The sequence below is a fragment of the Sedimentibacter sp. B4 genome, from assembly GCF_000309315.1.
GTDB classification, from domain to species: domain Bacteria; phylum Bacillota; class Clostridia; order Tissierellales; family Sedimentibacteraceae; genus Sedimentibacter; species Sedimentibacter saalensis.
On sequence record NZ_CANG01000955.1, the window covers coordinates 76980 to 102164 of the forward strand.

19 protein-coding genes, 4 pseudogenes and 1 riboswitch are annotated in these 25185 nt (G+C 32.3%); of the genes and pseudogenes, 1 reads left to right on the forward strand and 22 read right to left on the reverse strand.

Translation table 11 applies throughout. From position 1 onward, the window contains the following. Window positions 1-345: 345 nt before the first annotated feature. The 17 genes and pseudogenes from BN358_RS18285 to BN358_RS27165 form a co-directional block, all read right to left on the reverse strand. Window positions 346-3477, reverse strand: coding sequence for a type I restriction endonuclease subunit R (locus tag BN358_RS18285; RefSeq protein ID WP_019229967.1), 3132 nt, complete (start codon window positions 3475-3477; stop codon window positions 346-348). Further along, on the reverse strand, window positions 3470-4702 hold the full coding sequence (locus BN358_RS18290; protein ID WP_232233374.1) for a restriction endonuclease subunit S: 1233 nt from the start codon (window positions 4700-4702) through the stop codon (window positions 3470-3472). Before BN358_RS18290 ends, BN358_RS18285 begins: the two co-directional genes overlap by 8 nt. After that, window positions 4677-5480 carry a hypothetical protein gene (locus tag BN358_RS18295; protein ID WP_019229969.1) on the reverse strand — a complete coding sequence of 268 codons (804 nt, stop codon included), beginning with the start codon at window positions 5478-5480 and terminating at the stop codon, window positions 4677-4679. Before BN358_RS18295 ends, BN358_RS18290 begins: the two co-directional genes overlap by 26 nt. Window positions 5481-5483: 3 nt before the next feature. Beyond that, window positions 5484-7103 (reverse strand): type I restriction-modification system subunit M, encoded by a 1620-nt coding sequence (locus BN358_RS18300; protein ID WP_019229970.1) that lies wholly within the window; start codon window positions 7101-7103, stop codon window positions 5484-5486. Between the two features lie 12 nt (window positions 7104-7115). Beyond that, window positions 7116-7529: a helix-turn-helix domain-containing protein gene (locus BN358_RS18305; protein WP_019229971.1), complete on the reverse strand. Its 414-nt coding sequence runs from the start codon at window positions 7527-7529 to the stop codon at window positions 7116-7118. 775 nt (window positions 7530-8304) lie between these two features. Then, window positions 8305-9498: an HNH endonuclease gene (locus BN358_RS28010; RefSeq protein WP_019229972.1), complete on the reverse strand. Its 1194-nt coding sequence runs from the start codon at window positions 9496-9498 to the stop codon at window positions 8305-8307. Continuing rightward, the gene (locus tag BN358_RS18315) at window positions 9495-10571 is read right to left on the reverse strand and encodes a phospholipase D family protein (protein ID WP_019229973.1); all 1077 of its coding nucleotides are present in this window, start codon (window positions 10569-10571) and stop codon (window positions 9495-9497) included. Before BN358_RS18315 ends, BN358_RS28010 begins: the two co-directional genes overlap by 4 nt. A 499-nt stretch (window positions 10572-11070) precedes the next feature. Continuing rightward, window positions 11071-11925, reverse strand: a complete 855-nt coding sequence (locus tag BN358_RS18320; RefSeq protein WP_019229975.1) for a hypothetical protein — start codon at window positions 11923-11925, stop codon at window positions 11071-11073. 18 nt (window positions 11926-11943) lie between these two features. Continuing rightward, window positions 11944-12546: an HNH endonuclease gene (locus BN358_RS22585; protein ID WP_019229976.1), complete on the reverse strand. Its 603-nt coding sequence runs from the start codon at window positions 12544-12546 to the stop codon at window positions 11944-11946. A gap of 167 nt (window positions 12547-12713) precedes the next feature. Further along, the gene (locus BN358_RS29465; RefSeq protein ID WP_083851672.1) at window positions 12714-12839 is read right to left on the reverse strand and encodes a recombinase family protein; all 126 of its coding nucleotides are present in this window, start codon (window positions 12837-12839) and stop codon (window positions 12714-12716) included. Window positions 12840-13045: 206 nt separating this feature from the next. Further along, window positions 13046-13306, reverse strand: coding sequence for a hypothetical protein (locus BN358_RS18335; protein ID WP_019229977.1), 261 nt, complete (start codon window positions 13304-13306; stop codon window positions 13046-13048). 62 nt (window positions 13307-13368) lie between these two features. Next, a complete protein-coding gene (locus tag BN358_RS18340) occupies window positions 13369-14838 on the reverse strand; it encodes a sodium:alanine symporter family protein (protein WP_019229978.1) in 1470 nt (489 codons plus the stop codon). A gap of 137 nt (window positions 14839-14975) precedes the next feature. After that, window positions 14976-15818 (reverse strand): DNA-binding domain-containing protein, encoded by an 843-nt coding sequence (locus BN358_RS18345; RefSeq protein WP_019229979.1) that lies wholly within the window; start codon window positions 15816-15818, stop codon window positions 14976-14978. Next, a complete protein-coding gene (locus BN358_RS18350) occupies window positions 15799-17091 on the reverse strand; it encodes an ATP-binding protein (protein WP_019229980.1) in 1293 nt (430 codons plus the stop codon). The genes BN358_RS18345 and BN358_RS18350 overlap by 20 nt, the downstream gene beginning before the upstream one ends. 617 nt (window positions 17092-17708) lie before the next feature. Beyond that, on the reverse strand, window positions 17709-19667 hold the full coding sequence (locus BN358_RS18355; RefSeq protein WP_019229981.1) for a methyl-accepting chemotaxis protein: 1959 nt from the start codon (window positions 19665-19667) through the stop codon (window positions 17709-17711). Between the two features lie 170 nt (window positions 19668-19837). Next, a riboswitch (cyclic di-GMP riboswitch) is annotated at window positions 19838-19922 on the reverse strand. A 280-nt stretch (window positions 19923-20202) separates the two neighbouring features. Then, window positions 20203-20486 (reverse strand): annotated as a pseudogene (locus tag BN358_RS24790) (LOG family protein); the annotation flags it as partial. A gap of 22 nt (window positions 20487-20508) precedes the next feature. Then, window positions 20509-20742: pseudogene (locus BN358_RS27165) on the reverse strand (DMT family transporter); the annotation flags it as partial. Window positions 20743-20765: 23 nt separating this feature from the next. On the opposite strand from BN358_RS27165, the pseudogene BN358_RS28015 reads away from it, so the two are divergent. Beyond that, window positions 20766-20991 (forward strand): annotated as a pseudogene (locus BN358_RS28015) (tyrosine-type recombinase/integrase); the annotation flags it as partial. Window positions 20992-21055: 64 nt separating this feature from the next. Here the strand turns inward: BN358_RS28015 and BN358_RS18370 are convergent. The 5 genes and pseudogenes from BN358_RS18370 to BN358_RS18390 form a co-directional block, all read right to left on the reverse strand. Continuing rightward, window positions 21056-21316 (reverse strand): annotated as a pseudogene (locus BN358_RS18370) (GMP synthase (glutamine-hydrolyzing)); the annotation flags it as partial. Window positions 21317-22043: 727 nt separating this feature from the next. Beyond that, window positions 22044-22568, reverse strand: coding sequence for a hypothetical protein (locus BN358_RS18375; RefSeq protein ID WP_019229985.1), 525 nt, complete (start codon window positions 22566-22568; stop codon window positions 22044-22046). A 1098-nt stretch (window positions 22569-23666) separates the two neighbouring features. After that, window positions 23667-24077 (reverse strand): hypothetical protein, encoded by a 411-nt coding sequence (locus tag BN358_RS18380; protein ID WP_019229986.1) that lies wholly within the window; start codon window positions 24075-24077, stop codon window positions 23667-23669. Window positions 24078-24157: 80 nt separating this feature from the next. After that, window positions 24158-24922: a site-specific integrase gene (locus tag BN358_RS24800; protein ID WP_083851662.1), complete on the reverse strand. Its 765-nt coding sequence runs from the start codon at window positions 24920-24922 to the stop codon at window positions 24158-24160. Continuing rightward, complete coding sequence (locus BN358_RS18390) at window positions 24915-25157, reverse strand: hypothetical protein (protein ID WP_019229988.1); 243 nt, start codon at window positions 25155-25157, stop codon at window positions 24915-24917. The genes BN358_RS24800 and BN358_RS18390 overlap by 8 nt, the downstream gene beginning before the upstream one ends. Between the last annotated feature and the right edge of the window lie 28 nt (window positions 25158-25185).

Consider the following 25185-nt stretch of genomic DNA (forward strand, 5'->3'; position numbering starts at 1 on the left):
ATATACCTTTATTGTTAACTAAAAATATATAAAAAAATATACTATTTGACTTGTTTCTGTTTTATCATATATTCTTTTAAACTTCACCCTATACTGTTTTTTAACCTACTTTATATTTTTTAGAGCAGTTTTTTATGATTATAAGATTTTTAGTTAATGCTTTATATTATTGAGCAGTATACTATCTCTTTTAATTCAGCAATCCATTTCTATATTAAACTGAAATTTGCTTAACATAATTAAAATGTACTGCTAATATGCAAAGCAGTACATTTTATTAGTTTTTAATTATTAAGATAGTAAAATTCAGCTTGTGTCTATATTCCTTACAATGCTATCAAAACATTAAATCAAACCAAAATACTTTTCAAAAAAAGCTTTTAGTTTTTCGATAACGATCTGTTTCTTTAGCGTTCTATTTGACCCACCTGAGAACCTTGAAATTGGTGGTAATATTTTATCAATATCTGTACCAGTAGTCTTAATATCACCATCTCTAAAAGAATTCTCAATAAATTTCTTGGCTTCATCCGGCTTTAATTTTTCTTCGTCAATAATTGATTCCAAGTCCTGATCTTTTTGTTTTCGCACAAACTCTTTCCAGTCTTTATCAACATCTGTTTTCACAGTCATTTGGGCAACAAATCCCTCAATAAGGGCTTTTTTACTGCGTAGCTCGACACTTGCATCAATGGATTTGTTGATGTTAGCAAGAATGGTTTTATCTTCACAATTGGACTCGTGATATTTGGCGACCAGCATTAATATATAATCTATATTAACCTCAACCTGTTTAATAAGTTCAAGTTCAAAGACAATATCATCATTGATACGCTCTTTCTCGACATCACTTTTCTTTGCATAGTCTTGATACAGGTCAATATAAATACTTTGGTAATCTTGTAAATCTCTAACAGATACAAAATTATCATTTTCAAAGTCGTCGAAACATCTTAAAATATTTCTTAATCGTAAAATGCGACCAAACAATTTTATGAATTCTTTTTGTGCATCTTCACCAATAATATCGCGACAAATAGAGAATTCATTCACAAGCTTTGTTACAAGTTCATTGTACCCTTCCACATGCTTGCCTTTTTCGTCTTCATAGCCATTCATATATTCATTGTAGGTTTTTAGAATAACCATTCCGCTTGTATTCTTATCTCCAAAGAGAGCCAACGCATCATTGGTTGCAGTTTCTAAATTTCTAAAACAAACAATATTACCAAAGGTTTTTACAGAATTTAAAATACGATTCGTTCGAGAAAATGCCTGTATTAAACCGTGGTCTTTTAAGTTTTTATCTACCCACAAAGTATTAAGCGTAGTGGCATCAAATCCTGTCAAGAACATATTTACTACAATAAGCAGGTCGATTTCACGGTTTTTCATACGTAAGGACACGTCTTTATAGTAGTTTGGGAATTTATCAGCAGAAGTATCGTAGCTAACATTAAATTGCTCGTTATAATCCTTGATAGTACTATCAAGAAAATCACGAGATGTTTGATCAAGCCCACTGGTATCAAAATTCTCGTCCTTCAAAATATCGTCCGGATCTTCTTCGTTTTGGCTAAAACTAAAAATTGTAGCAATATTCAAGTTATGAGCAGTTTCTTTCATTTGCTTTTTGAATTCATTGTAATAAGCAATTGCTGCAGGAATAGAAGCAACTGCAAAAATGGAGTTGAAGCCATTAACCTGAGTTGTTAACTTCTTTTCTTCCACAGTGTTGTTTTTAGACCTTGCCATTTTTTCAACATTTGCAATCACTTTATGGTCATAGTAAGACCTGTTTTGGTTACGGTATGTTTTTTGCTCAAAGTGTGAAAGGATATATTCAGTGATTTCTGTCACCCTTTTAGGATCAAGTAGTGCTTTTTCACGGTCAATAGCTTTTACTTGCTTATCATACAATGCTTCAGGGTTTTTAATGGTATTGATATAATCAATCCTAAATGGTAAGACATTGCCATCATGAATAGCGTCCACAATGGTATATGCATGCAAAGGCTTTACTTTGTTGCCGTTCTCATCAGGTTCACCGCCAAAAATTTGGGCAGTAGTACGCATATTGGGGTCATTTGAGGCATTGGAATTTGAAGCAAAAATAGGAGTACCTGTAAACCCAAAGATATGATAATTTTTAAAATGTTTTGTAATAGCCTTATGCATGCCACCAAACTGAGAACGATGGCACTCATCAAAAATCATAACAACATGTTTTTTATAAACTTCATGATCCTTGTTTTTGGAGATGAAATTATCTAACTTTTGAATGGTGGTAATAATGATTTTGGCGGTACTATCTTCCATTTGTTTTTGCAGAACTTTAGTAGAGGTGTTGCTGTTGGCAGCGCCCTTTTCAAACCTGTCATATTCTTTCATTGTCTGATAATCAAGGTCTTTTCTATCCACAACAAACAGTACTTTGTCTATATCTTTTAATCCTTGAGCAAGCTGTGCTGTTTTGAAACTGGTTAAGGTTTTACCACTGCCCGTTGTATGCCAAATATAACCGCCTGCTTCAGTTCTGCCTGTCTTTTTTAGATTGGTAGAAATAGCAATCCGGTTTAAGATCTTTTCAGTTGCCGCAATTTGATAAGGACGCATCACCAAAAGCAGTTTTTCCGAAGTAAATACACAGTAACGAGTTAAAATATTTAAGAGCGAATGCTTGGCAAAAAAGGTTTTGGTGAAGTCTACAAGGTCAGGGATAGTACGGTTTTTCTCGTCTGCCCAATAGCTTGTAAACTCAAAACTGTTAGAAGTCTTTTTCTTTTTTGAAGCGTTTTTCTCGGCATTGTCTTTAATATGCTGAAATCTAGTGGTGTTAGAATAATACTTTGTATTTGTTCCGTTGGAAATAACGAACAATTGCACATATTGATATAACCCAGAACCTGCCCAAAAGCTATCACGCTGATATCGGTTTATTTGATTAAACGCTTCACGAATAGCGTTGCCACGTTTTTTAAGCTCAATATGTACGAGTGGCAAGCCATTGACCAAAATAGTCACATCATAACGAGTGTCATGATTTCCGCCATCCTCTTCATACTGATTGATGACCTGTAAGTAATTGTTGTGAATATTTGTTTTGTCTATCAGTTTGATATTCTTGACATAGCCATTATCAAGTGTTAAATTCTGTAAATAATCTTCCTGTATTTTTCGAGTTTTCTCCAAAATACCGTCATTTCCGTTGGCAATAACGCTACTATAAAAATCGTTCCACTCTTTATCAAAAAAGGTGTAGTTATTAAGCTTTTCAAGCTGCGTCCGGAGGTTGTCAATTAAATCTTGTTCACTTTTTATGGTGATATATTCATAACCTTGGCTAACAAGACGGTTTATAAAATCTCTTTCAAGCTCTACTTCGCTTTGATACTCGGTGCCTTTTCTTTTTTCGGGAATGTATTCGGCAACAACTGTGCTTTCTGTGGAGCTCGCCACAATTTCAAAGCTATTCATTTTCGCAAACCTCCTTTTCCTTAAAAGTTAAAAGCTTATCTCGGTAATATTCATATTGCTGCTCACGGGCTTTAATTTCTGCCGGCAATCCCTCTCTGATGCCGTTACAAAGCTTATCAAAACGGTCGAGAATGTCAACGATATATTTGACGCGGTCGAAATCCGGGACAGGAATAGGTATTTTATTTAAATTGTCTTGTGTCAATTTAGGCTGTGCTGCCGTAGAGATATTTCTACTTAAATCAATCGCATTTAAATATATTTCTACAAATTTTCGCATTTCATAAGTATCAAACTTCAAAACATGTGCATGGTTGTTAACCCAATTTTTACCACTAATTGAAAATGCTATTGGTGTACTTCGTGCAATGAGATTAGCTCCATCTTCGGATACTAATAAGTAATCTCCATCAAAAATATAATCACTGACATAATCAACGATACCAGAGGCTCCATAGTAGGGATATTCACCTGCTTGACGGGCACTTTTAGTTACTGGCTTCCTCTGACGATCACAATTTATACAAATTTTTTCAAGAGGCTTTACCTCCACTTCATCACCAAAAGTCAACAAATTATCCCTATAATACTCATACTGTTTCTTTCTCGCTTTAAGCTCCGCTTTAAGCTCCGCTGCAAGCTCCACTGTATGCTCCATGAAATTGTCCAAAATACGGACAATTTCCTCTTGCACAGGCAAGGGTGGGAGGGGGATTGTCATATTCAACACATCATTCATATTTGGGTGTTTAATCCCTGAACCTCTATAATATCTATCAATAGTTTCACCATTATTTAACATCCAATAGTACAAGTACTTGTTTAAAAGTTTTGTTGTATCGTTTGATGTTGCGATACGATTATCAGCCGTTACAAACTTTCCTTTATAATATTTCAGAACCTCTTTAACTGGTCTTGATTTTCCCCAAGGTATAGTAACAACTTCTCCATAGCATAGATAATCGGCAGCTAATTCTTCAGTAGTCCATCCAGTTTGTTCTCCAGTTGAAAGCAAAAACACATCTCCGCTTGATTGCTCTAACTTAAACAAATCTGCCGCAAGCAAATATGGGTATGTAATAATTTGTGGTTGTTTTTTTCTATCAACACTATTAAACCGCTTATCCCAGATTGTAACTTCCCACATTGGGACAAATTCTACCCCATCAGGGCAAAGCTCATTTATAAGCTGTTCTAAATTACTCAGCTTCCTCACCTCCATCATTCCAACCCAGTGTGCCAATAGCCGTTATTAATTCTTGATTGGTTTTAATTTTTTCTAGCACCCCTGTAACTAAGCGATAAAAGGCATCAAATTTTTGTAATGCCTCTTCTTCATCGTAATCTCCATGAACCACATCACTTAACTCGCCAAATAGTTTATAACCATCTTCGGCAAATTCAGAAGGAATAATATTGCACCTTTCCTTGACAGGATTAAGTATTTGAAAGAATGGCTTAGGTTTGCCATCTGATTTCTTTGTTTCAATCGGGGGGTCTGCTGCTTCAGCTGTTTGCGTTATAATTCGTTCAAAAACTTTTCTCAAATAAACAATTGATCCCGCCCCAAAGTTTTCTCTTGCTGCTCGTTTCGCTTTCTCTAAAGCTTCTGTAAAATCGCCGTAATTTTCTGTGTTTAAAGAAACAAACTCAGAAAATTTCTCGCTTCGTTTAGCTATGCGAATATAGGGGTATGGGTTATGTATATCATCTTCATCTCTACACTCTAACAAAAACCACATCTGTACAGAAGCTCCACAACGAGGGCATTCAAGAACACAATCTATGCTAACTGTTTTTTGATTTACACCAATGCAAAATATTTCTTCTCCAGAGTAGAAGGTTCGTTGGTCATTACAGTTGTTGCAATAAAAATTCAAGGCAACTTTTCCTTCCGTTAGCTTTTTGGAATTACCTGTTTTAAGCTTTCTGTTACTTAAAAAGCCCTCTACCTGTTGAAATTCGGTTGTTATAGATTTTGACAATACATCTGATAATCTCATATACTATGCCCCCTCAATCTCAGCTATGATAGCATCAATCTCAGTTCTCAACGTATTTTCCCGCTCAACAATTTGAGAAATTTTAGCATTGAGAACAGCTATATCAATAATTTCTCTTGTATCCTCGCTTTCCACATAAGTTGATACAGAAAGGTTGTAATTCGCTTTTTCAATATCTTCTTGTTTTACGAGTGCAGTAAAGTGTTTTTCTGTTTTTCTGTTTTTATATGCAGTCAAGATATTTTCAATATTGGTTTTTTCATCAAGCTTATTACTATTTGTAGCTTTAACAAACTCTTTTGATGCGTCAATAAACAGAGTTTGATTGTCGATTTTAGATTTTTTTAGCACCATAATACAGGTTGCAATACTTGTTCCGTAGAAAAGGTTATCGGGCAACTGAATGATACATTCAATATAGTTATAATCAATCAAGTATTTTCTGATTTTTTGCTCAGCTCCACCACGGTACATAATGCCGGGAAAGCAAACAATAGCAGCTGTACCATTTGTAGCAAGCCAGTGTAGAGAATGCATAATAAAGGCAAAGTCAGCTTTTGACTTAGGCGCCAGCACTCCGGCAGGAGAGAAACGAGGGTCATTTATCAATGTGCCGTTATCAGAGCCTTCCCACTTGATGGAGTATGGGGGATTAGAAACGATAGCTTCGAAGGGTTCTTCATCCCAATGCTCTTTATTGGGGTCTGCCAGTGTGTCTCCATGTTTTATGCTAAATTTCTCATAACCAATGTCATGCAAAAACATGTTAATACGACAAAGGTTATAGGTTGTAATGTTAATTTCTTGCCCGAAAAATCCGTTTCTAACATTTTCTTTACCAAGGATTTTTGCAAATTTCAGAAGCAAAGAACCACTGCCCACAGCAGGGTCATACACCTTGTTTACCTCAGTTTTGCCTACTAAAGTGATTTTGGTTAAAAGCTCAGATACTTCTTGAGGCGTAAAAAATTCGCCACCACTTTTACCAGCATTAGAAGCATACATACCCATTAAATACTCGTATGTATCCCCAAAAGCATCAATAGAGTTATCTTGATAATCACCAAGATCCATATCGCCAATTACAGAAATCAGCTTTTTTAGTCTTTTATTTCTTTTTATAACAGTTGGACCAAGCCTGTTGCTATTTACATCAATATCGTCAAAAAGACCCTTAAAATTTTCTTCACTGGGACTACCAACAGCAGAGGCTTCAATATTTTTAAAGTTCTGTTGCAATATTTCATTTAGATTTTCATCGAGATCAGCAACTTCAAGTTCTTTTTCTTTTGCCTCTTTATCAGCTTTGTTAATTTTGTTCAGCAGGGTTCCAAACAATTCACTTGGTAGAATAAAGAAACCTTTTGTCTCTACCATATCAGCTCTAACATTTTCAGCTTCTTCATCAGATATATTAGCATAATCAAATTCAACGTTGCCAGCTTCCCATTCGCCTTTGTTGAGGTAAGTAGTTAGATTTTCAGAGATATATCTATAAAATAGCATACCTAAAACATACTGCTTAAAATCCCATCCGTCAACACTACCTCTAAGGTCGTTGGCCAGTGCCCAGATTGTACGGTAAAGCTCACTTCTTTCTTGTTCTCTTCTATTATCAGCCATTTTCGTTTTCTCCTATTTCACAATACTTAATATTTGATTTCGCATTTTTTCATCTGCTTTAGCAAGGCGAATGATATTTCGCACATCATCATCTCGCATAATAAAATCAGCTATATCCGCTGAAACAACTCCACGTTCTTTTGCAGCCAAATCAAAAAGCTTATTTTTAATTTGATATGTATCATCGCCAAGATTTAGAGCAACAATAATACTATTGAGCAAATTCTCATCGGGTGGGCGATTGTTTCCTTTTTCTATATCGCTAATATATGTAGGTGTCTTGCTTACTTGTTTAGCAAGCTCCCGTATGGATATTTTTTTTGCTTTACGTAAGGCACGCAAGTATTCGCCAAAAACAAGGTCTTGATTTAAAAGTTCTATAAAATAAGTTTCCGCATTAGCTGTGGAAGGTGTTGTATTTTTCAATATGATCACCTCAATATAAGTTAGTTAGCTTACTAATAACTATTATATAAGATTTTCCAACTCCTGTCAATAAAAAGCGGTATCTATGAAAAAGCAAAGAGCCATCAATTATTCGTTTGAATAATTGATAGCTCTTTAGCTCTATTCAGTTTTACTTGACCCTCGGTTCACAAGTGGCCTTTATGACTACTCATATTCGCCCAAGGGATTAAAAATACAGCAGTATATAATTTAAAAATCGTTAGCCCCTTTGATTTCAACCTATTTCTTCTCTATCAACACAACTGTCTCAATGTGCGTTGTGGCTGTAAAATGATAATAATTGGCGAAATTGTAATGATTTTACCCCGGGGTAACATTTTGTATTTAAAGATTTTCTATTATATTTATTAACAAACATACCCTAATGATATATTTTCTGTTTGACTTCATTAATTTGACAATATATTATTTATAATCCTTAATTACTTTTTCTATTGTCACTTTGAATTCATCTTCTGTCATATGGCCGATGCAGATATGACCCATCTTAGTTTTCCTAGGATGATTGTCATATTCTTTTAAATGGTCTACATATAAATAGCCACCTACCCCTCCATTAACTTAAGGTTTTACCATTGTAGCTACATTTCTTTTTTTGATATTGATAAATTTATCATCATATCCATATTCGTTGAATTTTCAACCTTTAGTTGTATGCGATACTAATCCATATGATTTTAATATTTCATCAACTTTTACAAAATTTAAGCTCATTTTTTCCTCCAATAATCTTTTATTGTTTACATCCTTTTATTATTGCTTTTAATTCATCTATATCATACGGCTTATCCCCAATTTTAGAATGAAGAGCCAAATGACAGTTAGGACAAACAGGTCTTAAGTCTTTTATCGGATCAACTTCATATTCTTCATTTATTTCAGATAATGACTTAATATGGTGAACATGTATTTTACCTTTAAATTCATCTCCGTAAAATTTTCCGAAGTCAAAACCACAAACTGAACAAACACATCCGTAGTATTCAATGCAGGCTTGTCTTGCCTTGTAGTTTCTTTCATATGAATTTACTGTAATCTGTTTCTTTGCACCTTCCTTAAGAATTTGATGTATTCCAACAGGTATCTCGTCTGGAGTGATGGATAATTGCTTACTTTGAATTAGTGCGTCTATTTCTGACATATATAAAAGATTTATCTTTTGTTTAGATTGAGAAAATACTGTAATATTTTTATCTATGTTTCTTATTTCCTGTATTGTTATAGGTTCAAATACCTTAATAGTATTAATATCAAATTTATATGCTCCTAAATATTGTTTCTCAACAGGTATATTAAATCTTAAAATACTCAAAAGCCTTGCAGATGCAATTATGACATTATCAAATTGAAACAGTATCAATGACCCTTTCGGTGCATCCATACCAACTTTTTTGAAATAATATTTACCTTGTCTACTATTTCGAAGTTTTCCTAAAAAGTAGTCGTTCTGCACGTCCTCTATACTCATGTCAGGAAACTCTTCTTTCTTACTCATTGGCAATATTCTTATAGATAAATCGGTTTCAATTTTTATATTTTTATTTGGTCTTGGTAAGTCAATTTCAATATGCAAATAGTCAGCAAGTTTATACCATTCAGTGCATTCTCTAATTTTCTTACACTCTTCCTTAAAGACCTGGCTCGGGGTTAGTTTTTTAGCCTCAGAAAAGTATTCAGTATAAAGGTTATAAAAACCGATTCCAGCAACATTTTTACCTTTTGTCACAACTTTTGCTGAAAGGAATGGAAGACTCAATTCATAGCAAAGTTTAGAAATTTCACCAATATGTTTTGGAACTTGACGATGATGAATTGGTGGATTCACTCGGTCTCCTAATTCCTTATATTCTACATAGGATTCCTTCTTCAATACTGTTATTAAGAGCTGTTCTGCAAGCTTTATCTGCTCTGTTGTCAATTTCATCATTTTTCAATCCCCTGCTTATTATTATCTTGATTACAAATATCATCAATTCTATTAATAATGAACTGGGCAAATTCCACTGTCAGCTGTATTTTATCCAGTCCGTACTTCAATCCACCAAGAGTTTTACCTCCTCGATTTGTTATCGACTTATCAACATACAACTCAGTAAATTCCTTTTCCAACACTCCTAAAACCAATTCAAAATTCCACCAATGATCACTGTACAACTGCGAGAGGCAATCACTTTCAACATAATGAGGCCACCTTATTTCATCTGGATTTGGCACTGTTAATGCTTTTTCTGAAGTAACCTGATAATATCCCAATAATCTACCATTACCTACTGCATAACAAATAAGTATATCATTTTCAGTTACTGCAGTTGGATATACCTTAGAGAAATAAATATCTGTTGACATAACCACCTTATCAATATATGGCTTATCTGTACTGCCAATTGGCTTAATGAAATACTTAACATTTGATGATTTTTTGGATGGCTTCATATTCATAAACTTTGAAGCATCAAATTTTGCTGCTAGCTTTTCTGGTTTATTTTTAATTTTAAATTTATCTGCTTCTTGCTTAATTATATATATTTGTTCCTTTGTAATTTGTATATTTCCTTTGTAACCAAGTATCGTATCATAAATATGTTTTTGTTTTTTCGCATCCTGAAATACTACTCCCCACTCATGATTTTTCTCCAATCCTTTTTGAGTAAAATTTGCAGAAGATATAATAACACCTACATCTGCTTTATTTTTATAAAACAGATATACTTTGCCATGCAATTTTTCATCAATGATAATTTCATATGCAATCTGATTCTTATCAAAAAAGTTTACCAAAACAAATAAGCTATCTGCTTTTCGTAACCCTTCATCAAAAGCCTTTAGAACTGTAACAATGATGACTTTTTTAATCTTTGATACCAAGCCTATTTCATGCATAATATGCTCAATATCATCAGATAAGAAAGGTGATGCTATAATCAATTCATCTGACAATTTAACTAGTTTTTTTACATAATTCATATGTTGCTTTTCATCATAATTATAAAGTATTTCCATGACTTTTATCCTCCAATACCTGATATAACATTTCAAAGTCACAAATAATTTAATCTATAAATTTCACATCACTTATAGCTTCTGATTTTTTAAATTCTACTATCTGTAATTGTTCTCATTACTTTAATGATAAAAAAGTAGGATTTAGTATTTTTGTTAATAGAGTTTCAACAACTTTCCTTTCATCTTCAGTTTCAAACTCTTTCCAATATATTTCTACTACACCTTGATTCTGTGAGAAAAATCTATCCACCTCATGTCTTTTGTATCCCCAGGAACAGGAGAAAAACATTCTATGTAATGACTTTTTATACGGTCATATAAAATTTATCCTTACCAATATACAAACATTTGCCATTATATATATATATTCCTGCTTTCTTTTGAACTTGTCCTTTTATGAAGCTAAATTGCCCATTTTTTCTTCTTCTAATAAAGCAACCAATTTATCAATTATATTCATGACAATATCTCCATTTAATTTAAGCATAGCTAATTCCTAATTGTTTAATATTAAGTCTTGTGCCCACTCTTCAACTTTTTTATTACCAGTAATCACAAACTCCTGTCCCCTACCAACTGTCTGTAATGTACAATGGTCACTATTTAGCTTCCATATTGGATTTTCATTCTTAGCAGCTATCTTCTCATGAAATGTCATTTTAGTATTAAATTTAGGATGAAAATAAGATGGTAGTTTCCACAGGGATCTTTTTTCTTGACCATCACATGTTAAAACTAAAGGTTTATTATACTTTAGACATCCGTATCCAGGCTTTAAATTGTCAAAGCTTAGTTTATCCGCTGATATATAAGCAGTATTTTTATCCCTATTTCTACAGTAATAATGAGGATGCATGTTTTTCCATTTTTCATATTTAGCTTGTCTTGATATGCTTTGTATTTCACCTACTTGAAGGTAGCCCCAAATAATATGTTTATCTGTTCCTTTAATATAAGTATACCTGTTATTTATTCTCTTTACTTCTCTAAACCACCCAAAAAATAGAAACAAATCTCCCTTTCCTACATTTTGATTAGATAGATGTGATTGTGAACTATTACACTGCCCAAATATTCCTCTCCAATCATTATCCCTATTTCTTATGGTGCTCTGATTTAAGTCAGGGTCTAAATGGACATACTTATTTTCAAAATCATTAATGCCTAAATCGTTCATAATATTTGCATATGTAAAGTTTTCATTAAAATCAAGATCTTTATAAGTTATACCTGTATCCATGTCATTTTCTGGTATAGGAAATGATATAAGTTGATTTTCTTCTATTAACAAAGGACTTGGATATCTGCCAGCAGCAGAATCAAATCCCTTTCTGCTAAGTATTATCTTCATTTTTTTCCTCCAACTAAATCACATAGAATCACTTTTACCTAAATTACATTTAGAGCAAAGTGTTTGTAAGTTGTCAATTGCCGTTTCTCCACCTTTCGACCATGGAATTATATGGTCAATATGTAGTTCAACATTTACATCCTTAGCGGGTGAAGCCCCACAGATACAACATTTAAAGTTATCTCTTTTTAATACATCAAATCTCAATTTTACACTTGCATCTCTTTTAGTTCTGTGCTGTATAACCTGGTTGTCAGCAAATATTACTTTTTCTTCTTTTGTATGTATATCATTATTAAAATCATAGTTGATTATTCCATTAGTCCATTTCCCAATAGCTATTTCATATCCCCCTTTTGGTTTATGAAATATTGTGCCGCTATAAGAAAAATTCTCGCCTAAAAACTTATAAGTTTTATTCCCCATATACTCAAATAAATGTAAGTGATTTTCAAAATCAATTCCATTATTAATTCGATTATAACAATAATCACTAGGTATTATACTTCCAGGATTGCATCCATGTTTTAAAACAACCTTATTAATGATTTCTTGTGTAGTAAATTCATTTCCTATTTCACACCATTTAAATGTGTCTCTTACCTTGTCTAAAATAGTCATTCGTTTAGTTTTCCCCCTTACCCTAAGATAACGTTTTTATCTCCTAATATTATAACATAATTTTTTCCAGTTTCATATAAGTAATTAACTTAAAAATCCATCCTCAGCAACATTAAAAGCTAGCAATGTCGACATCATCTGTGTCAGTCATTATAATAGTGCGCCCCTTATAGTTTATCATTTTTGAGCATACCGCGAACCGTATTATCATGCCACTTTCCCCCTGTTACAGATTTCACCCCTTTACTGTTTAAATCCTTGGTTATTGTGAAAGTTCCTTTCCACGTAGGTATTCTTTAAAAATATATTTTACAATCTTGATATTTTTACTTACACCTTTACTTTTTTCCTGTTCTGTTCCTAGAAATATATGATATTAACAATTTACTGAAAAAACTTATTTCAAGTTCACCAATATTAATTATTCATATAATTATAGATCAATAAAAAATAAAGAAATGGCATAAATTAATACCATCTCAATTTATTTAATATGGATTTAATTATTATAGATTATCTCTAAAAATTCGTTAATATCATCTCCAACTAACTTTTCATCTCCGAAGTAAGCTTCAATTAGTTCAAAACTGTCATCCTCTAATAATTGAAACATAGCTCCTGCAGCGCCCCAAGGTTGATTATTGTTTGGATTTACTACTGTACCATAGAAATATACACGGATGAATTCATTGCCTATTATTTTACGTTTTGTTTCAGGATCAGTAACGTAGGCAAGTTTTCCCAGGAATCTTTCTCCCATATTATATACTTAAAACCAGCGCCTCTTTAGTTTAATGAGGTGCTGGTTAAATCCTGCCAAATCTATTTTAACATAGTTGTACCAAAAACCCTTTTGTTCAAATGTTTTTTCTTGCTGCTTTTTGCTTCTATCTTTTGATATTTATATTCCCAACTAATATTTCCGCTCAATATCTTTGAATCATAATCGTCTAATATGGAACGCACATCTTTAGACAGTGCAAATAAAGCTATAATATTTGGTATTGCCATTAGTCCTACAGTCATATCTACTAATTCCCATACAAATGTAGCATCTATCAATGTACCAATTATTAATGAAGCAATTACTATAACCTTAAATGTATTTAAGGTTACAGGCTTTGCATTAAACAAAAACTTTACATTGGATTCTGCAAAGAAATACCAGCCTATTATTGTTGTCAGAGAGAAAAATGATAAGCAAACTGATAGGAACATTCCCCCAACACTTCCAAAGTTTAAAGTAAAAGCATTTTGTGTCATGACCGTTGCACTTTCGGCCATTACTGATGCAGGTATTGTTGAATTATATGCACCTGTAGCCGTATTTACCATAACAGTTGATGTACAAATTAAAAATGTTGAAATAAACACTCCAATCATTGCTGAAAAACCCTGCTCTGCTGGATGCTTTACATCTGCAACTGCATGTGAGTGAGGTGTGGAACCAACTCCTGCTTCATTGGAAAACAATCCTCTGGCAAGACCGTATCTTACAGTTTGTTGAACTGTTATACCAAGTGCACCTCCGCCAATTGCGCCTGGTGTAAATGCTCCAATAAAAATACTTTTAATAGCTGTAATAAACCCGCCTAAATTTAAAGCAATAATTACCAAGCTTCCAAGTATATAAGCACCAGCCATTATTGGAACAACAGTTTCAGCAAAAGAAGCTATTCTTCCCATGCCTCCCATCAATATCAAAGTAACTACTATTGCAAGACCCACTGTAACTGCAATAACCGGAATATTAAACGCTGAACTAACTGAACCGGCAACAGAATTTGATTGAACCATGGTACCGACAATTCCCATAGTTACAACGGCTGTTATGGAGAAAAACACAGCAAGCCATTTTGATTTCAACCCATTTTTAATATAATATGCAGGTCCACCTACCAGTTCTCCATCTTTATTTTCTCTGTATTTTTGAGCCAATACTGCTTCGCTGAAAATAGTTGCCATTCCAAAGAACGCAGATACTATCATCCAAAATGCAGCGCCAGGACCACCTGCTGCAATAGCTGTTGCAACACCAACTATGTTTCCTGTACCTACCTGTGAAGCTATAGCAGTTGCTAAGGCTTGTACAGGAGTCATTTTGCCTTCTTCAGCCTTTTCCTTATTTGCTATTTCGGCAATCATTTTCCTCAAGCCCGGAATTAACCTAGTAAATTGAGGAAACTTAAGCTTAATAGTCATGAAAATACCAATACCCATAAGTGCAAAAATTAGCACATAATCCCAAAGCACTGTATTAATCATTTCAACAAAATTTCTGAAATTTTCCATTATATAAATCCTCCTTAATTATATATACATTAAATCAATCGTGTTTAATGTTTTCATATATTAATCGAGGACCTTCAAAAATCTTCAGTAAGTTTCATGTGATTAAAAAAACGATGTCATTTTTTCGAATTTTTTTTTCAAGCTTTTTCTGTTTCACTGTAGTATACAATACCATCAATAAATTTTTTTAAATTAACTTTACCTCTTTTTTTACTTTTTTCTCTAATAAAATCCATTTCTATTTTTATCTGTTCAAAATTGTATAATCCATTTGAATACTCTGTAAATATCTCATTCATATAATCCTCCAGTCCGATGTTAGCAAGATTTTTCATTCCAATAGCTGCAGTCCTTCTGATTCTCTGTTCCATAACTTTAGGGTTATCTGTAAAATGGCTGCACAAATCTGCAATAGTCTCATCAGACGTGTGTTTATTATTATCAATTAAATATTTAGCAATATTAATAATATCCTGACTTCCTGATTCACTCAATATACCCATTCTTTGCATAACCCTTTTAATACCAATAATGCTATCTTTAGTATGCTCTAGAACAGATGCACTTTGTTTATCAGAAAATAAACCTTGTATGGTTTGTAATTTCTTGTTCATTTCGAATTTATATGTAACATTTTTAATTACACTTTGTACTTCTACTGCATCAATAGGCTTTGAAATGAAAAATTCTATTCCATGCTCATATGCTTTTGATATCATTTCCTTGGAGGATACCTGTGATATCATTATATAATGTATTTCTGGATACTTATTTTTAATCTCCTTTAGAATACTTATGCCATCCTTGACTGGCATAAGCAAATCTAATAAAACTAAATCTGGTCGGATAGCATCAATTTCCTTCAATGCATCAGGTCCATTATAAGATGTGCCTACTACTTCTCCCAATTCCTTATCATATATTATTTTTTCAAGAATTCTAACTACATTTATATTATCATCAACTATGAATATTCTCATTTGATTTTTCCTCCAAAATAATTTTAGGGATATTAATATTAAAAATCGTTCCAATTCCTAATTTAGAATTTACTTTCACTTCACCTTTAAGTTGTTCTTCAACAATATACTGCACTATGCTAAGCCCTAATCCTCTATTTATTTCTCCTGTATCATAATTAATTTTAGTAGAAAACCCCGGTGAAAAAATTTCATTAATATCATTTTCATTAATTCCAGATCCATTATCTGATATCTGAAATATATGATCAATTTCATCAACACTATGAACAACGCTAATTTTTGCATCAAATTGAGATTCACTAATAGCATCCATGCTGTTCATTATAAGATTTCTCAAAACTGACATCAAGTAATAATGTTTATCTGTATAAAAATTTTCACCCATAATAAATTCGAATTCTATGTGTTTATTGATATTTTTGGATTCTCTAATCATTGTTTCAAGCAAAATATTGTTAATATCTTTGTATTCCATACCATTATCATTCAGCTCATTTTCCGTAATGCTTTTAATTCCTCGAACCACTAATCCATTTTCTTTCTTAATTTCATGAACATCTCTGGCAATATTTAAAGCATTGTTAGCCCAGTTGTCTTTATTTTGATTATTGCTAATTTGCTCAAATAAATTATAAGATTGCGACATAACTTTTTCAATATTATCCATATTTTTTTCAATCCAAAAAATTTCAGTTTTTAGTTGAGATGTAAGCCATAACAGCTTTTTATATCTATCTTCATGCTCTCTCTTTGTTAACATCAAATCATAGTAGTTAAATGCTACTAATATAGCTAATACTAAAGATGATCGAACAATGCTGACAACCAGCAGTGATGGAATAACTTCAATTAGATTTGTATCAGCAAAAATAAAATACCTAAAAAACACTTCAATAGAATTTAATAAAAAATCACATGAAATAAGCGCCAAAAAAACAAAACCTATATTGTGCTTTCTACCATTTTTTATTAATAATTTATATAATAATGGATAAAAAATATAAAATAACATTTCCGGCATATAAGCAATGAATACTTCATTGTTATAACCAATAGTTACTTGATAGACTGCTAATCTTAATAAAAAAACCGTGACAGCAGATAACATTCCCATCGATATAGAGCTTATATCTTCATAATAATAAAGAAATGTCACAAATATTATTACACCTGCAGAAACGACAAAATCACTTTCTGATAATCCTAAATTAATTTGAGATGCTAATGCAACCAATATGGATGCACTTATAATCTTTTTTAAACCTTTCATTAAAACACCACAACTTCCTTTGGTCTATGGAACTGTTTTCACTGTCCCTTCATTTATATATTTTTAACATGTCTCCCTTTTTCCCATACTTAATGAATCATATTATATCATAATATTTATAATCCGGCTCTGCTTATTTAGCTACTGTTGAGTATTCATTTAATCAATATCATTATGTATTTAAGTTCTTTAACTTATCAACCAAATTATTAATTTAAATTTCAAATCAGCATATTTATTGTCTGAAAATTCTTTGACTGGGTTTACTTTCTATCACCCTGTTCGCTTTGATGTCTCCTGTCTTCATATCTAACATCTCCTTTTTAGGTCAAAAATAAACAATGACCGTATTAGATTTTCTAAAAATGCTTCGAAAATCTAACAGGTCATTATAAATTCTTAAAACCTTAAATGCAGTTCAGTGTGCTTTCGTGTTCTTTTCTACTAATGGAATAAGCGTAAATGCCGTCACTAAAAATTATTGTGTAAATTTTTAAAATTGTGTCTAAAAACGAGTGGTGGTAACGGTAAACGCTAAGAGGAAGCAGGACATCAACAAGACGTTCATGATCCAACTTCCTCTTAGGTTATTTATCCAATGACTTACTTAAGAGTCATTAAACTTTAAACTTCGTAACTTGAGTGAGCAGTTCTTGAGCCACACTTTCTAATTGGACAGAAGATTGAGCAATTGTTTCAATTGAAGCTAATTGTTCTTCTGAAGAAGCTGAGATTTCCTGCATGCCAGCCGATGTTTTTTCAACCATCGCAGAAATATTCATGGATTGATCAGTTACTTCATTTGTCTGATTATTGATCTCCTCTAAAGCTGTGGAAACCTCATTGGATATTTGCGCAAGCTCAGTAATCGAGTCAAAAATCTTGTCAAAGCTTTCTTTTGTATCTTCTGCCGAAGACTCCATAACAAGGGCGCTTTCTTTAACCTGTTTCATATTATTAACGGTTTCATTCACTCTACCATTGATGCCATTGATAATATCTTCAATTTTCTTGGTGAAATTACCTGATTGTTCAGCCAGTCTGCGAACTTCTTCAGCTACAACGGCAAATCCTCGTCCTGCATTACCCGCACGAGCTGCTTCAATCGAAGCATTTAAGGCAAGGAGATTGGTTTGTTCTGAGATACTGTTAATTGCACCAACTATATTGCGAATCTCATCAGCCATTGTAGCCAACTGATGTACTGATTCTCCAACAGCATTCGTATAATTGTTGTTTTCTTCGATTTTTTGACTTTGGCGTTTAAGAGCCTTTTGACCTTCTTTAGCAAGTTCTAATGATTCTTTGGCCTTACCTGCTGTAACTTCTGTTTTAATCGTAGCTTCTGAAACGATACTATTAACCATAGTAATCGCATCTGTTGTACCCTGAATCATTATAGCTTGATTACTATTGTCTTGAGCCATATCGTTTATAGTTGTAACGACTTGGGTTAAGCTCTGGGTGGTTTCTTCAGTTGTTGAGGATAATTGTAAAGAATTAGATGCTAACATCGAGGCAGCTGTTTGAATGTTGCCTACAAGTCCCCTTAAATCTTGAGTCATTGTCTTAAGATTATGATAAAGTTGACCGACTTCATCCTTTGATTTGATTTTCATCTCAAAGTCTTTCAAATCTCCGCTGGCAATTGTTTTAATAATATCGGATAACTTAACAAGCGGCTTAGTAAAGCTTTTTGAAAAGTAAAGGCCAAGTAATCCCACAACTATGGCTGCGCCAACGACCAGAGCGATAGAGGTTTTCAGGAGTTTATAAGCGGAAGACATTGCAACCGAAACAGGTGTTTCTACAGCAATTAACCAGCCCGTCAACTCGTTCAATGTATGGCTGACAATGACCTCTTCGCCTTGAATATTTGTGGTTTGCAGGGTCGAATTTTGTCCGGTTAAACCTGTCTGGACAAATTCTAAAGAGCTAAAATCTTCTTGGTTTTGGACATATTCCAGATTTGGATGTGCCAATACAGTCCCTTGTCTGGAAAGAACATATACGTTTGAGCCATCCACTGAAAGCTCTGTGACAAAGTCACTGATATGAGCGAGCTCAATGCTTGCTTGTAGGCCTCCGATGATGTTGTCATTCATATCACGAACAGGCGTAGAGATAACGACAAGCATTTTACCGGTAACCTTTGAAACGAGAATATCAGATACATACTCTTCAGTTCCACTCATAGCTTGAATATAAAATTCTCTATCTGTGACATTGGTAAAGGCATCATCATTACTTTTAACGACTTGTTGTCCTTCGGCATTGTCAAGAGCAATAGTAAGAGCTGGATCTACTTTAGCAGCATCCACTAGAATGTTTTTCGCATTGTCTAAATCAAAATTTCGAATAGCCGGTTGATTAGCAACCATATGTATGGTATTGAAATTTTTCTCAATCGTACTGCTTATTTCAGCCTCAGCAATTTCTAACTTGTCTTGGCTTAGTTGATATGTAGATTTTTCAGAATTTAAAACAAAAGAGTATACGGATACAACTGAATAGATTAATAGTGGAATCAAACTTGTAATTAATAGCATTGAGAATAATCGTGTTCTGAGTTTCAAATAAACGCCCCCTTGTTTAATTTTTATCAGACTTTCGCAAAACGTCACATGCCGCATAAATACAGCATTTTGTTTGGTTGAAGTAGAACAACTTTTATTTAGTTTCGCATTTGCCGATGAATTATTATTTAAAAAACTCAAAAAAAAGTCGCATTTAGCGACAAAAAAAATTCGGCAGTCTGGCAGCCATCAGCAAGATCTGGAAGGCCCATAACTTTGCGTCCTTAGCTTTCGCTAAGTTTGCCTTTGTCGTAGTATACTTAATTTTAATTAAATATATTGTATGTTGGTCGTGATATCACCTTACGAATTTTACGACTTATTATTGATAAAGTCAAGATAATTTGTAAAAAAATGACAAAAATATATACAAACTAGATATATCGACGGATATACATAATAGGATCCGAGCGATCATTGAGTTGAAATATCACATTTAATGGCTTATATTAGCTAGTAAATGCTGATATTTTTTGTCATGTATACAGAAAGGTTTATTCATCAATTATAAATTTTCTATTTTGTTTGTAAATCATGCCATTTTTTTCTTTCTCTCATGCATATCTGCAACTTCAATAAATTGAGTAAGATTCACATTTGCAATTTTTTTAGGGAAAAGACCTTTAGGCATCACACCTATAACCTTGCCATTATTTTTAAGTACCTGATTAGACAAATCACCCATTAAACCTACTTTAGAGCAGCCATAAACCAACTCGATTTTGTTATGTGCCAGAATTTCTCCAAGCTGCAATGCAGTCATTTTATATTAGGGTTATTACTGAAATTAGAACCTGAATAAACGCATATTCTATTCAATGTTTATCCTCCTTTAGACTATCTAAAATTTTTGTATTATAGCTGCCCCTGTTATAAGTAAAACCACTCCAAGAATTCTTTGCGGATTAATAAGATGTATCTCATTTCCGAGAAAACCATAATGATCAAATATAATCGATAAAATTATCTGACCGCAAATTACTAGACTAAACATATTTGCAAAGCCTATTTTAGAGGAAGCAAAAATTGTAACAAAGATATAGAAAACTCCTAGTAAACATCCACCATTGAATACCTTTGAGCATATTTGCACTATCTGATATGGATAGGGGATGTAAAAAGTCTGGTACTAAAAAAATTAGATTGCATGACTTAAGACACAGCCATGCATCTTTGTTAGTTGAAATGGGTTTCTCTCCATTATTAATAAAGGCTTGGTCATGAAAAAGTCGAAACAACAATGAATACATACTCTCATCTATACCCCAATAAACAAAACCAAATTGCATCAGCACTTCAAAATTTAGTAATAGAATCAAATTAGAATCACACAATAAAAATAGAGCTTATAAACATTGATTTAACAACGTTTGTAAGCTCTTTATTTTTTATTCCCACTCAATAGTAGCTGGTGGCTTGCTTGTTACGTCATAAACTATACGGTTTACATTGTCCACTTCGTTAACTATTCTGTTACTTACTTTTTCCAATACATCGTATGGAATTCTTGCCCAGTCGGAAGTCATTCCGTCTGTTGATGTTACGGCTCTTAATGCCACTGTGTGTGAGTATGTTCTGCCGTCTCCCATTACACCTACGCTTCTGATGTTAGGAACGCATGCAAAGTACTGCCATATTTTGTTTTGGAGACAATACTCATCTTACTGGAAATATCATTGTTGAATTTTCAATATTATTTATATTTTAATATAGCATTTATCGGTTTGTATATACAAGAAAAGCCAGTTTGTTTTTACTTATCTAATCGGCTTACTGTACCAAATTTTTATGGTAACACTTTAATGCATTGAAGTCAACACATACCAAGTAACTATATATTAATATTTTTGTATTTAAAGCCGTCTTCCTAATATTAAAAAATTTCTGTGACATAGATGTGAAGGTACTATACCTATACTTATGTAAAATTATGCATTAATAAATGTAAAATATCCCCCAATAAAAAAGGGTAGCATTACTGCTACTCACTTATATTAATATCAAAACAAATAATCTTTTCTATTTCTAACATACCACAAGCATCTCTCAGTCGTGATAAACTTCCTGGACATCGTCGCAGTCTTCAAGAGCTTCAATGAGTCATTCAAGATATTTGACATTTTCTTCATCTTCTACCTTAACAGTGGTTGCAGGTATTCAAACATTAATCAATTAACCATTTTTTAACATCTTATTGGTGATTTATACCGCAACTGTGAAATGCGATTCGTTTATCTCTGTTCTATCAAAACTCATTGTCCAAATCAACTGAAAATAATCTATTTTGATTATTAATACAAGAATAAAAAAGCCAAAAATAAATGCAGAAATAGAAAAATTATCTCCGTATTATTTTGGACCAATTGATTAAGATTTTTACAGATGATGATTACCTGAATTTAAAAGAAGTTTTTCGGTTATCGTTATATAAAAAAGACCTGCGTTTTTAAATTCGGGCTGTATGTCTTTGATCTCCCATTGAAGTTCATATAACTTGTCAAACCCTAATTTTTCCCCTTCTGCTTTAATTTGCCCAGCGTAACTACCTCGTCTTTTTCTAATTGATTTAATTTTTTCAAAAATTATTGACCTTTCTTCTTCTGAAACTCCAGTATAATCAATAATGGGTGTTAAGCCGACTCTAGAAGAACGTGTGTAACAGTACATGCCCCATAAAAAAGCCATTTCATAAGCATTTAAATTTACTTCTTTGGCATGAACAATTACTTTTATCTGGTTTCCTCGTACTTGTGTAACTTTTCCAAACTCATTAATTATTGATATTTTTTTTTCGTTACTGACAGTGCTTTCGTAACCCTTATAATCATCAAAATAGTCTCTAGAAGTATCAACTATGTCTTGTCTTAAACCTTCTCTAATTATCTCCCATATACCTAGCATGTGTTTTATGTACCTCCTCTTCAAATGTTGAACTTGGCAAATGATTTCATTGATCTTTAAAGTAATAGCATTAATTAGCTTAATCTTTATGTTTCAAGAATACATGTAATCTCATTAATATAACTATTCAATGGTTTTCGAGCTTGTAAGTATTGTTTCTTATTAACCTCCTTTGAAGGTCAAAAACTATTTAGTTTAAAACTTTGTGATTCCTTGAGCAACTACCATCCACTAGTGCTTTAATTTAATAAGTTGCCAATATTAGAATTATAATATATTTTTACCTAAATAATGTCAATATCAACTTTGCATTTTATGTCATCTCATTCTTTGAATGCTAAATCCATTAATTAAACTTTAATATTTTATCTTTGTAGTGATAATAGTTTTCTATTATATTCTTAAGTTAAATAAGAACATAATGTTGGAATTATAAATATCTTGTTTCTAAAATTCTTCCGTCAAATTATTTTGCAGAATTCAAATACCAGAGCTTCTCTCAGATATATCTATGCTTATAACCACTGAACAATTAACTTAGTTTATACAATTACCCTATATTGGGTTCACTATTAATCAGAAACTTGTGGCACAAGTTTGTGCCTAACTCAATTTCAACAATTCTTAGGCACATTTGCAATTTACTACTTAATTAAAACCCGCATTCTAACATTTTGACCATATTACAAATCATACTTAACCCATTATTCTTAGCAAAACTTTTCAACTTCCTCTAATTAGTTAAAATGGGTTTAACCAAAGTTAAAACTCAGCAGAATGATTGTGGTGAACCAATTACACTTTCATGCACAATATTATAATCGAAAACATGAAAAGGGGCCATAATTCCTTCAGTTTAATGGCAGCTGAATATCTTTGATGTAGCTTCAGTATGCGAATTTTAACTCCAATTATTTAATGTCCATGCACTTCCTAAAACCCCTCATCCCGTCTTTCAAAGCTTATATCCGTTCTTCCTAGTAAATTTTCCATTAGGAATGCCTCCTTAAAAATAATAAAATAGATGGCTATGATTACCGAAAAGAACAGTAATCATAAACCATCTATCCAAAATTCATACTAACCCAATATTATTTTTCACCAAAAGGTGGGGATTTTAACTGATAAGGAAGAAGATATAGTATCATTTAGTGGTTCTATAAATGAGTCTGCTACGGGGTGGCTCAAAAATATAGAAGAATTTAAGGTTTTTAAGTCATGGAAACCTGAACAAAAGGAATATGTTGATTCTGATTCACATCTCATTTTTTCCCTTACTTCATTCATCATCTCTAACTCAATATCTGAAATAATTGAATATGCACTTTTGGCAAAAGTAATTTTCTTATTAATTTCTTTGAATTCCTTTATTGATGCCATACCTCGTTCAATTGCCAATTTTATTTCATCTAAATCTTTATTCATCTTTTCAATATCTACTTCAAGTTTTATTACTTTTCTATTGTTTTCTTTATTTAACTCAGTATTGTCTAGCCTCTTTTGATGCATATCCTTAATTTTTTCTTTATCAGTAAATCCTTTTAGATATGCATCTATTTTATTTATCTTCTCAACTAAATGTTCGATAGTTAACTCAATAATTTTTTTCGTTCTAACAACTTGTCTCTTATTGCTTTATATTCTTTTGTTTCGTCGATTAAATTTTCTAATTCTGATTTAATTTTAGTTAATATTTGAATTGATTCAGAAGAAAATGATAGTCGTTCTAATAATTTTTTTACTTCATTTTCACAAGAACTATGCTCTATTAATTCTGTTTTACACACCAGGCATTTGTGTTCTTTTATCATTCTTTCAACGAAATCTTTTTCTATTACAGGAGGAAATGCGCCTTCCTTTTCTTTTTCACAAATTATATCATATGTATATTTAATTGAAGGATAAAATGAAAATAATGTTAATAATGTTTCTTCTGCTGTCGCATTCCTTAACCTTATATAACTATCTAAAATTAAATTTAAACTTGTTGGTATTGGAATAACACAAGCTTTTCTATTTTTAGTATGATTTAATGTTATTACACCTTGTTCTAAACTTACATCTTTAATTTGCAATTCTCTTAACTCTTGTGCCCTAATCCCAGTTGCAAGCAGGAAATTTACTATTACCCAACTTCTATATTCATTGAAATTATCTTCTTTTGGTGGTTTAAGTAAGGTCTCTAATTCCTCTCTATTGTAAATTTCTTTTATATAATCTTGTTCTATAACATGTGTAAATTCAATACTGTCTTTAATATAACCCCTTTTAATGCCATATTTTACTATTGGAGAAACTTTAAAAACATATGAATTAACTGTTTGTGGCTTTAACCTTTCTTTTAAACTAAGTATATAATTGTTTAATTAAATCCTGCGTTACCTCGTTACATTTCAAATTTTCTCCTGCAAATTGCAAAAAGTACTTGTTAGCGAAAAAATACCCTTTAATAGTTGTTGCAGATAAATTTTTCAACTTACATTCTTTTTCATATAAATCATAAAGATTTTGATATGAAATATCTTCAACTTTGCATAATTGTAAATTCTTTCTTCTTTTAATCTTCGTTCTTCCTTGTAAATTTTCCACTGGGGAAGCCTCCTTAAAATAATAAAAT

What these genes read in the sequence shown, in the direction of transcription:
- BN358_RS18375 (WP_019229985.1), bottom strand. Translation starts at nt 22,568, where the DNA reads ATGCTAGGTATATGGGAGATAATTAGAGAAGGTTTAAGACAAGACATA.
- BN358_RS18345 (WP_019229979.1), bottom strand. Translation starts at nt 15,818, where the DNA reads ATGAGAATATTCATAGTTGATGATAATATAAATGTAGTTAGAATTCTT.
- BN358_RS18300 (WP_019229970.1), bottom strand. Translation starts at nt 7,103, where the DNA reads ATGGCTGATAATAGAAGAGAACAAGAAAGAAGTGAGCTTTACCGTACA.
- BN358_RS18295 (WP_019229969.1), bottom strand. Translation starts at nt 5,480, where the DNA reads ATGAGATTATCAGATGTATTGTCAAAATCTATAACAACCGAATTTCAA.
- BN358_RS18285 (WP_019229967.1), bottom strand. Translation starts at nt 3,477, where the DNA reads ATGAATAGCTTTGAAATTGTGGCGAGCTCCACAGAAAGCACAGTTGTT.
- BN358_RS18340 (WP_019229978.1), bottom strand. Translation starts at nt 14,838, where the DNA reads ATGGAAAATTTCAGAAATTTTGTTGAAATGATTAATACAGTGCTTTGG.
- BN358_RS22585 (WP_019229976.1), bottom strand. Translation starts at nt 12,546, where the DNA reads ATGACTATTTTAGACAAGGTAAGAGACACATTTAAATGGTGTGAAATA.
- BN358_RS18315 (WP_019229973.1), bottom strand. Translation starts at nt 10,571, where the DNA reads ATGGAAATACTTTATAATTATGATGAAAAGCAACATATGAATTATGTA.
- BN358_RS28010 (WP_019229972.1), bottom strand. Translation starts at nt 9,498, where the DNA reads ATGATGAAATTGACAACAGAGCAGATAAAGCTTGCAGAACAGCTCTTA.
- BN358_RS18380 (WP_019229986.1), bottom strand. Translation starts at nt 24,077, where the DNA reads ATGCATCAAAAGAGGCTAGACAATACTGAGTTAAATAAAGAAAACAAT.
- BN358_RS18320 (WP_019229975.1), bottom strand. Translation starts at nt 11,925, where the DNA reads ATGAAGATAATACTTAGCAGAAAGGGATTTGATTCTGCTGCTGGCAGA.
- BN358_RS18290 (WP_232233374.1), bottom strand. Translation starts at nt 4,702, where the DNA reads ATGATGGAGGTGAGGAAGCTGAGTAATTTAGAACAGCTTATAAATGAG.
- BN358_RS18350 (WP_019229980.1), bottom strand. Translation starts at nt 17,091, where the DNA reads ATGAAAGGTTTAAAAAAGATTATAAGTGCATCCATATTGGTTGCATTA.
- BN358_RS18335 (WP_019229977.1), bottom strand. Translation starts at nt 13,306, where the DNA reads ATGGGAGAAAGATTCCTGGGAAAACTTGCCTACGTTACTGATCCTGAA.